Raw genomic sequence first — 13,385 nt, forward strand, 5'->3', positions numbered from 1 at the left:
ATCCCAGAATAACACGGATTAATAGCTCTTAAATTTTCATCATTTTTTATGACAAATGGGTTACATCATACCGCCCATACCACCAGGCATTTGTTGTGGATCAGCTGCAGATACTGGTTCTGGTTTATCTGCAACAACTGCTTCAGTTGTTAATAATAAGGCTGAGACACTAGCTGCATTTTGCAATGCTGAGCGTGTCACTTTAGTTGGATCAACAATCCCAACTTCAATCATATCTTGCCATTCATTTGTTGCTGCGTTAAAACCAATACCAGGTTTTTCTGATTTTAGTTTTTCAACAATAACTGAACCCTCAAGTCCAGCATTCTTTGCAATTTGGCGTACTGGTTCTTCCAAAGCACGTTGAACAATCTTGATACCCGTTAATTCATCGCCAACTGCTTCAAGTGCAGCAACTTTACTAATAACGTTAACAAATGCAGTACCACCACCGGCAACGAATCCTTCTTCGACAGCAGCGCGTGTCGCATTCAAAGCATCTTCAATACGGTATTTGCGTTCTTTTAATTCTGTTTCAGTTGCAGCACCAACTTTGATGACAGCAACCCCACCAGATAATTTTGCCAAACGTTCTTGTAATTTTTCACGATCAAATTCAGACGTCGTTTCATCGATTTGTTTTTTAATCAAACCAACACGTTCTGTAATTTTAGCTTTATCACCAGAACCTTCAACAATAACTGTGTTTTCTTTTGTAATATTAACTTTACCAGCTGAACCTAATTGTTCAATTGTTGTATCCTTCAATTGTAAACCAAGTTCATCAGTAATCACTGTTGCACCAGTAACGATGGCAATATCTTCAAGCATCGCTTTACGACGATCACCAAATCCAGGTGCTTTGACTGCAACAACGTTAAATGTACCACGAATTTTATTCAATACTAATGTTGGTAAAGCTTCCCCATCAACATCATCGGCGATGATTAACAATGGGCGACCTTGTTCCACAATAGATTGTAATAATGGTAAGACTTCTTGAATATTAGAAATTTTCTTATCCGTTACTAAAATATATGGTGTCTCTAAGTTAGCTTCCATTTTATCGTTATCAGTTACCATATATTGTGACAAGTAACCTCGATCAAATTGCATCCCTTCAACGACATCTAATGATGTATCGATGCTTTTTGATTCTTCAATTGTAATAACGCCATCATTACCAACTTTTTCCATAGCGTCAGCAATTAAAGCACCAATTTCTTCATTAGCTGAAGATACAGAAGCAATTTGAGCAATATCTTCTTTTGTTTCAACTTTGTGTGATAATTCATGTAATTCAGCAACGGCTGCTTTTGTAGCAGTTTCGATACCACGACGAATCCCAACAGGGTTAGCACCTGCTGTCACATTCTTCATACCTTCAGTGACGATAGCTTGTGTTAAAACAGTAGCAGTTGTCGTTCCATCACCAGCTATATCATTCGTTTTTGAAGCAACTTCTGATACTAATTTAGCACCCATATTTTCAAAATGGTCTTCTAATTCAATCGCACGAGCAATTGTTACACCATCATTTGTAATAATTGGTGAGCCATATGATTCTTCTAAAACAACATTACGGCCTTTTGGTCCTAAAGTTGATTTAACGGTATTGGCTAATTGGTCAACACCTCTAAGCATTGCTGAACGAGCATCTTCAGAAAATTTTAATTCCTTTGACATAATTAATCCACCTCATCTTTAATTTAAATTTATATTAGTCTACTGTTGCAACGATATCTTTTTCATGAACAATTAAGTAGTCTTTACCTTCGAATGAAACTTCTGAGCCAGCATACTTATCAAATAAAACGGTCTCTCCAACGTTAACAGCAACAGCAATTTTTTCACCGTTATCCATCGTACGGCCATCACCAACTGCAACAATTTTTCCTGTTTGTGGTTTTTCTTGTACGTTACTTGCTAAGACGATCCCGCCTACTGTTGTTTCTTCTTCTTTTGTTACTTCTAAAATAACACGATCTGCTAATGGTTTTAACACGTTCTATCCCTCCAACACTTTTATTTAGCACTCTATCTTCCTAAGTGCTAATCACAAAATTAACTATAATCAATTTTTCAAACAATTGCAAGCATTTCAGCTCTTATTTAATAGAATTTTTAATATGAATTGAATTCGCTATCTAGTCAATTATGCTATACTTATCATACAAATTTATTCACTAGAAAAATGCACGACTATCTAATTACAGTTAAAGGAGTTCTCATGTCAAAATCAACTAGTAAAAATTCAATCGCTATTTTATTAGGCTACCTCGTTATCTTTATTTTACCAACAATTCTGAATCAACTATTTTCTTTAAAATCAGTTATCTATCCAGTAATGACGGCTGATTATGTTTTAGGAGCAATATTGTTAATTTGGTTAAATCATTACTTCAGTGCTAGAAATACAATAGATGGTTCCTCTAAATGGTCACAAATTATTTCGTGGGGTATTCTTGGATTCGTTCTAACGTTAGTAATCCAAACAGTTATTCAATTAATTTCATTCACCATTTTAAAAACGACCGTACCCTCACAAAATACAAATGAAATTATGACTATTTTTACAAAATATCCTTATTATATGTTGGCAGTCTCACTTGGTGCTCCCATTATGGAGGAACTCGTTTTTAGAAAAGTCTTTTTTGGCAATTTAGCAAGTTTCATATCACCTATTTCTGCCGCAATTCTTTCTAGTTTATTATTTAGTTTGGCACATAATGATGGCCATTTAGCTATCTACTTTTTAATTGGATTACTTTTCTGTTACCTCTACAAACGAACAGGTGACATCAAAACGTCAATGATTGCTCATATTCTTATGAATAGTCTAGTATTAATTATTCAATCGTCACTTTAAAAGAAAGGTGGAATTATTTTGATTCTGTTACAAGTACAACAAGCAGCTCGCTATTTTGGCGCAGATGTTCTTTTTGAAAATGCAAATATGGATATCAAAGACGATGCTAGGATAGCCCTAGTTGGTCGAAATGGTGCTGGAAAATCAACATTAATTAAAATGATTATTGATCAAGAGGCTACTGATGCTGGTCAAATCATTAAACATAAAGGCATGACCATCGGTTACTTAGCACAAACAACAACTGTTACTTCAGAACGTTCGATTTGGGACGAAATGAGTCGTGTTTTTGATTATTTAAAAAAAATGGAAATCCAAATTCATACATTAGAAGCCCAAATTGCTGATCCTAAAAATGCAGAAGATTCTGAAAAATTTGAAAAACTATTATCAACCTATGATCAAGTTTCACATGATTTCAGTGAAAAAAATGGCTATGGTTATGAATCAGAAATCCGTTCTGTTTTACATGGTTTTAGATTTTATGAAGAAGATTTCAATCGCGATATTAGGACTCTCTCTGGTGGTCAAAAAACACGTTTAGCCTTAGCAAAATTACTTTTAGAAAAACGTGATTTATTAATTTTAGATGAACCAACTAACCACTTAGATATTGAGACACTAACTTGGTTAGAAGGCTATTTGAAGACTTATACAGGGGCACTCTTAATTGTCTCTCATGATCGTTACTTCTTAGATAAAATTGTGACAGAAGTTTATGATATGAGCCATAATGAAACGACTCACTACAATGGCAACTACTCCCAATTTATTGTAAAAAAAGAAGCTAATTTAAAACAAGAATGGAAAGTTTTCGAAAAACAACAAGATAAGATTGAAAAACTCGAAGATTTTGTTAATAAAAACATTGTTCGAGCCTCAACAACAAAACGAGCGCAAAGTCGTCGTAAACAACTCGAAAAATTAGATAAACTTGACCGACCAGAAGGTGACGAAAAAGCCCCTCGTTTTAGTTTTAAATCTGCAGATGAGAGTGGTAATATCGTTTTAACTGTTGCCGGGGCAGCTGTTGGTTACGATAATAAAGTGTTATCTGAACCCGTTTCAATTGATTTACATAAGCATCAAGTTCAAGCTATTGTTGGCCCGAATGGTGTGGGAAAATCAACCTTACTTAAAAGTATCTTAGGCCAAATTCCATTTATTCGTGGTGAAGCATTCCTTGGCGCTAATGTTCATGTTGGCTACTACGATCAGGAGCAAAATCAATTAACAGATAAAAATACTGTTTTAGATGAACTCTGGAATGATCATCCTTCAACTCCTGAAACAGATATTCGATCATTATTAGGTGGATTTCTATTTTCTGGGGATGACGTTTTGAAACGTGTCTCAAATTTAAGTGGTGGTGAAAAAGCGCGTCTTGCTTTGACCAAACTTGCAATGGACAAAGATAACTTCCTAATCTTTGATGAACCCACTAACCATTTAGACATTGATAGTAAGGAAGTCCTTGAAAAGGCGATTGCTAACTTTGATGGTACTGTCTTACTTGTTTCTCATGACCGCTACTTCATTAATAAAGTTGCAGAAAGTATTATTGAAGTTTCAAAAGAAGGCTCTACTTACTACATGGGTGATTACGATTATTATGTTGATAAAAAAGAAGAATTAGAAGCTATCGCAGCCGAAAAAATGGCACTTGAAATTGCCTCATCTTCAGAAGTCCCTGAAGTTAAACCAACAACTAATTATCAACAAAATAAAGAAACGCAAAAGGAACAACGTAAATTAACACGTGAAATTGATCGTTTAGAATCTGAATTAAGTGAATTAGAAATTCATCAAACAGAACTTGAAGAAAAAATGTCTCAACCTACTATTTTTAGTGATGCAGATAAACTTCAGGAACTACAAACTGAACTACAATCTATTCAAACTGCAATAGAGACTGCAGAAACTAATTGGGAAGAAGCTAGCTTAGCTTTAGAATAAGCTAGCTTTTTTTTTTTTATTTATTGACATTTAAAGAATGAAAGCCTATTCTTTTGTTGTAATCTAAAAATAAAATATAAGTACACTAGGGGTGTTCTTTAGAAGAACTGAGATAGGTTTTTTCAACCTAATCCCTTCGAACCTGTAAGCCAAAACTTGCGTAGGAAAGTGTGAAGAAGGACCCCACTCTACAATTTTTTTGTCAAAGAGTGGGGTTTTTGTGTACTCAAGAGGAGAAAGTTATGCCATTAGAACTACTCGATAAACTTCGTGAAGAGAACCCAGTAATTTTCAACATTTCTAATTACATCACGGTTCAAGACGTTGCCAATGGACTCAACGCAATTGGCGCTTCCCCTATCATGCCCAGTGCGATTGAAGAAGCAGCCGAAATGTTACAAATTTCTGCTGCTGCCACAATCAATATGGGATCATTTAAAAGTTCAGAATTACCTTACATTGAGAGGGTTAGTCAAATCGCAAACGATTTAGCTATCCCACTTGTGCTAGACCCAGTTGCTGTTGCCATGCCTTACCGACAAAAAGTAATTACAAACTTGCTTGAGCATTTTCATTTTAATTTTATTCGCGGTAATGCTGGTGAAATTGCTGCATTAGCTGGTGTTGAATGGCAAGCAAAAGGTATTGATGCAGGAAATGGTTCTGCAGATTTAGCAGAAATCGCAAAAATTGTAGCCAAACGGTACAATTGTACGGTTGTTCTAAGTGGTCCTACAGACTATATTTCTGATGGAAAGCGTGTTGCAACTGTGACACAGGGAACGTCTCTTTTCCAAACACATGTTGGTTCAGGCGATATGCTTTCAAGTTTAATTGCTGCGTTTGCAGCTGTCTCTAAAGATAATGAGTTTGAAGCAGCAAGAATCGCCTGCCTTATCTTTGCAACAACTGGTGAACTTGTTGCTGATGAGTTAATTACCGAAAAACCAGGTAGTTTTATTGTTAACCTACTTGATAAACTACATTTAATAACGATAAATGAACTTTCTAATCAGATAACGATGAAAGGAGACCTATAATGCCTGATTTTCCACAAGCACTTTCAATTGCTGGATCCGATAGTAGTGGTGGCGCTGGTATGCAAGCTGACTTAAAAACGATGCAAGAACGGCATGTCTATGCTGCAACAGTTCTCGTCGCAATCACTGCACAAAACACACTTGGTGTGCAAGACAGTCTTCCCCTCCCTGCTAAAATTATTAATGAACAATTTGCCTCAATTGCAAATGATTTAGCCATTAAAGCATGCAAAACAGGGATGCTTGCAGATTCAGAACACGTTAAAGTAGTCGTTAAAAATCTGAAAAAATATCAATTTGGTCCCCTAATTGTTGACCCTGTCATGGTTGCAAAAGGCGGTGCCACACTTCTTTCTGAGGATGCTGTTGTTACAATCAAAGAAGAATTAATTCCTTTAGCCACGGTAGTAACCCCGAATATTCCAGAAGCTGAAGTCATAACTGGCTTGACCATTAATTCAAAAGAAGACATGAGTGCAGCTGGAAAAAAGATTAAATTATTAGGTGCAAAAAACGTCATCATTAAAGGCGGACATTATAACTCTGAAAATATCGTAAATGACTTTGTATTATTAGAAGATAACGATTCATTCTGGATGAGCTCGAAACGTATTGATACAATTCGAACTCATGGCACTGGTGATACCCTCTCAGCCTGCATTGCAGCAGAAATTGCCAAAGGACAAGATATTAAAACGGCCATCTTAGTGTCTAAAAAATATGTTGAAGCAACAATTAGCAACGGTATTATCGTTGGACATGGTCACGGGCCATTAAATCATTGGGCATATCGTGAGGTAACGCAAAATGAAGACATTTAATCAATCATGGTTAGCAAGTTACTTCATTGCAGGAACTCAAGACGTCGCCGACAATCAATTACTACCTACTTTAGAACGAGCGTTAAAATCAGGCATTTCTTGTTTCCAATTTAGAGAAAAAAATCTCTTAACCCCTTTAACCCGGATACAAAAAAAGACACTCGCAATTGAATGTCAGAGGTTATGCACAAAATACCAAGTTCCTTTTTTCATTGATGATGATCTACCTTTAGCACTTGAAATTCAAGCAGATGGTATTCACGTTGGCCAAAATGACCAAAAGATTCAAAATGTGATAGATCAATCGGCGGGTCAATTAGCGATTGGCCTTTCTTGTCAAACACTCGATCAAATTAAACAAGCCAATCAATTATCAGGTATCGCTTATATTGGTAGTGGCCCTGTCTTTCCTACAAAATCAAAGTCAGATGCGACTGCGCCTCTCGGAATAGCTGGCTTAAATCAATTACTATCAATTAGTAAACTCCCGATTGTTGCAATTGGTGGTATTTCAGAAAATAATTTAGCCAAACTGGCTACTACAACTGTTTCGGGAGTTGCTGTTATTTCCTTGATTGCTAAAAGTCCGAACATTGAACAAACAGTTCAATCCATAAATCATTATTTTAAATTGGAGGACGATTAAGATGACAGAAACTAAAGAATTACGTGGACAATTTTTACTTTGGCTAGGTGCGGCCATTTCAATTGCCGAAATTATGACGGGCATGTTACTAGCTCCACTTGGCTTTTCTAAAGGTTTCCTTGCAATTCTAATTGGTCATTTAATTGGTTGTGGTCTCTTCTTACTACCTGCTGGTTATATTGGTGCCAAAAAGCATCAGACAGCCATTCAGTCAACTAAAGTTGCTTTTGGCTCAACAGGTGTGCTCTTATTTTCACTTATCAATTTGATTCAACTAATTGGTTGGACCGCTGTTATGATCGTCAACGCAATTTCAGCAATGAATGGTATTTCAAGTTCCTTACTTAATTTTAAAAATTCAATTATTATGGGACTTGTCATAGCTATTTTGATTATCATTTGGTTATTAGTTAGCGAAAATAGTTTGTATCGAATTAATTTAATTGTTGTTAATTTATTAGTTATTGGTGCAGGTATCATGATTTTTTTAATTTTCAAAGTACCCGTTTCACATACTTCCAATGGCTTAAATATGACATTTGGATCAGCTGTTGAATTAAATATCACCATGGCGTTATCTTGGCTACCACTAATAGGTGATTACACAAAATCAACAAAACATCCACTTGCTATGTCTACAGTTAGTTCGTTTAGCTATTTTTTAGGTAGTTTAATCATGTTTACCATTGGCTTACTTTTAACAACTAGAACCGGATTCACTGATTTTACCTCGTTCTTGGCTACATCAGGTTTAGGTATAATCGCATTATTCATTATTATATTTTCAACTGTTACAACCACATTTTTAGATGTTATGTCAGCAACAATTAACGTTCAGAATATACATTCCTTTAAACATATGAAATTGATTAGTATCATTATAGTTGCGCTTGGCTTAGTCATTGCATGGGTAGTTCCTATTGATAATTATCAAAATTTCTTATATTTTATCGCGTCAGTTTTTACACCATTATATGCAATTGTTTTTGTCACTTACTTTATTATGAAAAAAACGTTGCCTTATTGGTTAAATATTATTTGGTGGTTAATTGGCATTATTGCGTACTATCAATTACAACAATTTGATTTTATTTTTGGAACCACAATTATTATTCTATTCGGACTAGGATTACTCGTTTATCTATCCCAATTTATTTTACCAAAAAATTATTTTAGAAATATAAATTAACCATTTACAAAAAAATAGAGATTTAGCGTTCTCCCCAGTGTTAAACAACTGTTTAGCATTACAAGGCGAACTCTAAATCTCTATTTTAATTTTATAATAATTAAACTATCCAATCAAATTCTAAACTAGGATCAGCATTTAAATTTAATCCTGCACGTTGACCTTTAATAAATTCAACATATCCTGCTGCACCAATCATTGCAGCATTATCACCACATAATTTAATGGGCGCCTTCACAAATTCAATATCATTCATTTTCTTCATATCAGATTCAAGTCTTGTACGTAACCCTTTATTAGCTGCCACACCACCGGCTAAAATTAATTGTTTAATATCATACTCATGACAAGCACGTACCGTTTTCTCAGCAAGTACATCAATCACACTTTGTTGAAAGCTTGTTGCTAAATCAGCCCGGTCCAACTCTTCGCCTAATTGATCTGCATGGTGAACTGTATTGATGAAGGCACTTTTCAATCCACTGAAACTAAAGTCATAACTGTCATCTTTGATCATGGCACGCGGAAAATTAAACGTATCTTGTCCAGTATGTGCAAGTTCATCAATTTCTTTTCCTGATGGATAAGTCATCCCAAGAACACGCCCAACTTTATCATAAGCTTCACCTGCTGCGTCATCACGTGTCTCACCAATAATTTCAAATTGACCTTCTTCAGGCATATAAACTAACTCAGTATGTCCACCCGAAACGAGTAAAGCCATTGATGGATACACTATTTCAGATTCATAGCGCGCTGCAAAAATATGGCCTGCCATATGGTTAACGGGAATTAAAGGCAACTCGTGAGCAAATGCGATAGCTTTAGCAGCAGAAACACCTACTAGTAAAGCACCAACTAATCCTGGTCCATAAGTAACCGCAACAGCATCTAAATCATCATAAGTTACATTTGCTTCTGTCATAGCATCTTTAATACAACTCGTAATTTGTTCAATATGGTGGCGGCTGGCAACTTCAGGTACAACACCACCAAAACGTTTATGACTATTAACTTGCGTTGCAATGATGTTCGACAAAATAAGATGACCGTCTTCGACCACTGCGACACTAGTTTCATCACAACTTGATTCAAATGCTAAAATTAGATTTCTTTCCGTTTTATCCATTGAGACCTCTTTCAACTTAATTCATATTCCTTTATTTTAATTTAAGCAACATATCAACAGCATCTTGCCCATCTTCAACATAATAATTCTCTCGGATACCCACTTTAGTAAATCCTAATTGGTGGTATAGATTTAAAGCCGTCTGGTTATCACGGCGAACCTCTAAACTAACTGTTCTAAATCTCATTAAACGAGCACGCCTTGTAATAGACGTTACCAAAAAGTTTCCCATCCCTCTACCCTGACATTCAGGTAGAACAGCAATATTCGCAATATGTACGTCTCCCGTTATTGCATCCGTTGAACAACCAATAAAGCCTAACATTTTATCTTCCTTACGTAAGACTAAATAAAGTGTTTTGCTTTTTTGGCAAATTTCGCCTTCAAATATTTTTGCACTCCATGGTGATTTACCATCATAAACTGCTTTTTCAATCTCAAGTAGTTCCGGAATATCAGGTACAACAGCACGTGTCATAAAATAACTTTCATTTCTAATTTTAATTCTATGATTCTGAAAAACTAATGTCCTAACAGGTTCATCTGGTCTTAATTCTGGAATAATTTGTTTCACTCGTGCTTTAAATTTTTTCAACATAGGTATTATGATCCTTATCTGAATGGGTTTCTAACCATTGCGTCTCTGCTTGCGTTAATCGTAAATAATTCGGAATAAATGTCTCCTGATTAGCGGGCTCTTTATCTTTACCAATTAATCCCAAAATAAATGCCTGAGGAATATTTAAAAATGAAGCTGGAAACTGTGCCTGATCACCTAAAATATCGATAATTTGTTGTTTAAATAAATCGACATCAGTTCCAACAAAAATTTGTGGTCGGTTACGCTCTTTTAATTCAGTCACCCAAGTCACAAGTTCTCTATGCTGGTCTGGTAATTCATTTACAAGCTCATTATCATTTTTATACAAACCTGAGAATACGTAATTCCTACGTGCGTCAAATAACGGTACAATATCAGAATCACTATTTGTGGAAATACCTGCAGCCAACATTGCTAAACTAGAGACACCAACTAATTCACAATCTAATGTAAATGCTAGTGTTTTAGCTGTGGCAACGCCAATCCTGAGACCAGTAAAAGATCCTGGACCTTGTGCAACCACAATTCGGTCTAGCTCTGCAGGCTTAATACCTGCTAATTTCATGACATCAGAAATTGCTGGCATCAATGTAATACTGTGATTTTTTTTTATATTCGTTGTGATAGTTGCTAATAATGCACTATCTTCTAAAACAGCGACGCTGAGTGGTATATTCGATGTATCAATTGCTAAAATTTTCATTCATATCTTCCTTTATCTCTGCTTTGTTAACATTTTAGCACAAAAATAGTATCACAAATTTTTTCTAAGAGAAAATTAACAAAAAAATAGGACAAATAATTGTCCTATGGTTAATAACTAATTTATTTTGAAAATCCATTTGGATGCGTCTGTTCAAAAGTCCATGCTGTCTTAATGATATCTTCCATATTTTCATACTTAGGAGCCCAACCAAGAATTTCATGTGCTTTTTCACTTGCTGCAATTAAAGTTGAAGGATCACCTGCACGACGTGGTGCAATTTCTGCAGGAATTTCTTTACCTGTTGCACGGCGTGCTGCTTCTAGAATTTCCATATTTGAAAATCCATTAGATGAACCCAAGTTAAAGGCATTACTTTCATTTCCCGCAAGTAAGTAATCTAAGGCGCGAATGTGCGCATCTGCTAAATCAAGAACATGCACGTAATCACGGACGTTTGTACCATCTTTGGTATCATAATCGTCCCCAAAAATTTGTAATTTTTCACGTTCTCCGTTAGCAACTTGTAAAATAATTGGAATTAAATGTGTTTCAGGATTGTGATCTTCACCGATGCTACCATCTGGTTTTGATCCAGCAACATTGAAATAACGTAATGCGACAAACTTAACACCATCTGCAACGTCAGTCCAGTGCATAATTTTTTCCATGGCTAATTTACTTTCACCATATGGATTTGTTGGAATTTGAGGGTCATCTTCATGAATTGGGACAACTTTAGGTTCACCATATGTTGCAGCTGTTGAAGAAAAGACGATTTTTTTAACGCCAACTTCAGTCATGACTTCAAGTAAATGAATCATCCCTGCTGTATTATTGTCAAAATATTTTAATGGTTTTACCATTGATTCACCAACAAGAGATGAAGCTGCAAAATGAATAACTGCTTCAATATCCTCATTTTTGAAAACATTGCGCATAAAATTTTTATCCGCAATATCTCCTTGATAAAATTTTGCCTTTTTATTAACAGCCTCTAAGTGCCCTGTCACTAAATTATCGACAACAACAACATCACGACTATTTTCTACTAATTGATCAACAGTATGTGAACCAATGTAACCTGCGCCACCCAAAACTAAAATTGACATTTAAATTCCTCCAAATAGTTTATTTTCTTTATTATAACTTATTTTAGTAAATTTATCAGTGATTCACCCTTCTTTAGCAAATAAATAGACGACGAAAATAAATTCGCCGTCTGGTTAATTTCTATAAGTCACCCGTTAAAAATTGTGCTTGGCCCATGCCAAAGCTCCAATCTTCATCAGTATTAGTTGTTAAATTAATCATTAAATCTTCTGGTCTCAATCCAACTTTTGTTTGTAACTGTTGCATTAACTGTTGATAGAAGGTTTCTTTTTGCTCTGTCGTTCTTGGTCGCGTTGTTAAACTAAAGACCAATACTTCTTTTGTTCGCATAAATCCAAGCCCAGTATCTAAAATTTGCATTTCATTTATTGGATGTTGAGTGACAATTTGATATCTGTCACTAACTGGTGCGCCAAATGAATTAAGCATTACATCATAAGCAATATCTAAAATTTCTTTTATTTGGCCTTCAGAACGGCCTTCAATCATATCAATTTTCATCAATGGCATAGATTGAATCCTCCTATAATCGTTTACCTAATCTTTGGATTTGTTTATTATTACCAACCATATATAACAAAATAATTTGAATTGGAATTAAAATTAAATCTTTGATAGCACGTGCATAGATAATTGTCCAAGGTGACTGGTACATTAATACTAGCCAGAATGTATTTAACAATAAATCAATAACAACGACATTGATTAATACGGCAATAATAATTCGCGGTAACGTAAATGGTTTTTTATAAAATACAAGTCCATAGAAAAACGCACCTAAGAAAGCAGATAGCGAGAATCCCCAGAAAAATGTACCTCCTTTACTGAATAATACTGTTCCAAGTAAATCCGATAAAACAGAACCAATACCACCCAGTAATGGGCCAAACCACGCCGCTAATAGATAAGTCGCAATAAAAGTGAAACTTATCCGTAACGTCAATACCTGATACGATAATAAATTAGTTAGAATAATTTGACCAGCCAATAATAGACCCATCACCGCTATATTCTTTGCGGTTAACCTCTTTGTTAAATTTTCCATGATTCAGACATCTCCTCGTTGGAGTTGCCACATTGTGGTATGCGGCGAATGCGAAAACACAACCGCAGCTATCGCTAGCCTTCGTCCAAAAGACACATTCCGTCCTTTTGGCACTTAACGCTGTATTCTCTACCCCGAAATTTTGTATTTTACTACTTGTGTAGTATACCACTAAAAAGAAAATAACTTTGGGTGTTGAAGTGAACCCCCTGAGTTGGAGAAATCTAACTCAGGGGGTTTTACTATGTTCACAGTTGAAATAAAGAAAAAAGT

The 13,385-nt window shown here is 35.4% G+C and carries 14 protein-coding genes and 2 riboswitches; of the genes, 6 read left to right on the top strand and 8 right to left on the bottom strand.

The features are described from left to right. Positions 1-60: 60 nt before the first annotated feature. Together groL and groES are read right to left on the bottom strand one after the other, a co-directional pair. Positions 61-1,686, bottom strand: a complete 1,626-nt coding sequence (groL, locus tag AC1RPU_RS07260) for a chaperonin GroEL (protein WP_481761953.1) — start codon at positions 1,684-1,686, stop codon at positions 61-63. A 34-nt stretch (positions 1,687-1,720) separates the two neighbouring features. Continuing rightward, positions 1,721-2,005: a co-chaperone GroES gene (groES, locus tag AC1RPU_RS07265; protein ID WP_481761952.1), complete on the bottom strand. Its 285-nt coding sequence runs from the start codon at positions 2,003-2,005 to the stop codon at positions 1,721-1,723. 225 nt (positions 2,006-2,230) lie between these two features. Between groES and AC1RPU_RS07270 the strand changes: the two genes are divergently transcribed. The 6 genes from AC1RPU_RS07270 to cytX all read left to right on the top strand — a co-directional run bounded on the left by AC1RPU_RS07270 (position 2,231) and on the right by cytX (position 8,521). Further along, positions 2,231-2,869 (top strand): CPBP family glutamic-type intramembrane protease, encoded by a 639-nt coding sequence (locus tag AC1RPU_RS07270; RefSeq protein ID WP_481761951.1) that lies wholly within the window; start codon positions 2,231-2,233, stop codon positions 2,867-2,869. A gap of 18 nt (positions 2,870-2,887) precedes the next feature. Next, positions 2,888-4,825, top strand: coding sequence for an ABC-F family ATP-binding cassette domain-containing protein (locus tag AC1RPU_RS07275; protein WP_481761950.1), 1,938 nt, complete (start codon positions 2,888-2,890; stop codon positions 4,823-4,825). 77 nt (positions 4,826-4,902) lie between these two features. After that, positions 4,903-5,009: riboswitch (TPP riboswitch) on the top strand. A 58-nt stretch (positions 5,010-5,067) separates the two neighbouring features. Beyond that, entirely contained in the window at positions 5,068-5,865 is a 798-nt protein-coding gene (gene thiM / locus AC1RPU_RS07280; protein WP_481761949.1) for a hydroxyethylthiazole kinase, read from the top strand. After that, positions 5,865-6,686, top strand: coding sequence for a bifunctional hydroxymethylpyrimidine kinase/phosphomethylpyrimidine kinase (gene thiD / locus AC1RPU_RS07285; protein ID WP_481761948.1), 822 nt, complete (start codon positions 5,865-5,867; stop codon positions 6,684-6,686). Before thiM ends, thiD begins: the two co-directional genes overlap by 1 nt. Then, positions 6,673-7,332 (top strand): thiamine phosphate synthase, encoded by a 660-nt coding sequence (gene thiE / locus AC1RPU_RS07290; protein WP_481761947.1) that lies wholly within the window; start codon positions 6,673-6,675, stop codon positions 7,330-7,332. Before thiD ends, thiE begins: the two co-directional genes overlap by 14 nt. 1 nt (position 7,333) lies before the next feature. Then, on the top strand, positions 7,334-8,521 hold the full coding sequence (gene cytX / locus AC1RPU_RS07295) for a putative hydroxymethylpyrimidine transporter CytX (RefSeq protein WP_481761946.1): 1,188 nt from the start codon (positions 7,334-7,336) through the stop codon (positions 8,519-8,521). Between the two features lie 100 nt (positions 8,522-8,621). On the opposite strand, the gene tsaD is transcribed toward cytX, so the two are convergent. The 6 genes from tsaD to AC1RPU_RS07325 all read right to left on the bottom strand — a co-directional run bounded on the left by tsaD (position 8,622) and on the right by AC1RPU_RS07325 (position 13,112). Further along, positions 8,622-9,650 carry a tRNA (adenosine(37)-N6)-threonylcarbamoyltransferase complex transferase subunit TsaD gene (tsaD, locus tag AC1RPU_RS07300; RefSeq protein WP_481761945.1) on the bottom strand — a complete coding sequence of 343 codons (1,029 nt, stop codon included), beginning with the start codon at positions 9,648-9,650 and terminating at the stop codon, positions 8,622-8,624. A gap of 31 nt (positions 9,651-9,681) precedes the next feature. Next, positions 9,682-10,248, bottom strand: a complete 567-nt coding sequence (gene rimI, locus AC1RPU_RS07305) for a ribosomal protein S18-alanine N-acetyltransferase (protein ID WP_481761944.1) — start codon at positions 10,246-10,248, stop codon at positions 9,682-9,684. Next, a complete protein-coding gene (gene tsaB, locus AC1RPU_RS07310) occupies positions 10,232-10,954 on the bottom strand; it encodes a tRNA (adenosine(37)-N6)-threonylcarbamoyltransferase complex dimerization subunit type 1 TsaB (protein WP_481761943.1) in 723 nt (240 codons plus the stop codon). The genes rimI and tsaB overlap by 17 nt, the downstream gene beginning before the upstream one ends. 122 nt (positions 10,955-11,076) lie before the next feature. Then, the gene (galE, locus tag AC1RPU_RS07315; protein WP_481761942.1) at positions 11,077-12,066 is read right to left on the bottom strand and encodes a UDP-glucose 4-epimerase GalE; all 990 of its coding nucleotides are present in this window, start codon (positions 12,064-12,066) and stop codon (positions 11,077-11,079) included. Positions 12,067-12,187: 121 nt separating this feature from the next. After that, entirely contained in the window at positions 12,188-12,577 is a 390-nt protein-coding gene (locus tag AC1RPU_RS07320) for a tautomerase family protein (protein ID WP_481761941.1), read from the bottom strand. A gap of 13 nt (positions 12,578-12,590) precedes the next feature. Next, positions 12,591-13,112 carry a folate family ECF transporter S component gene (locus AC1RPU_RS07325; protein WP_481761940.1) on the bottom strand — a complete coding sequence of 174 codons (522 nt, stop codon included), beginning with the start codon at positions 13,110-13,112 and terminating at the stop codon, positions 12,591-12,593. A gap of 40 nt (positions 13,113-13,152) precedes the next feature. Further along, a riboswitch (THF riboswitch) is annotated at positions 13,153-13,251 on the bottom strand. Positions 13,252-13,385: the final 134 nt, after the last annotated feature.

Source organism: Dellaglioa sp. CoH-55-MRSF-7 (assembly GCF_056782235.1).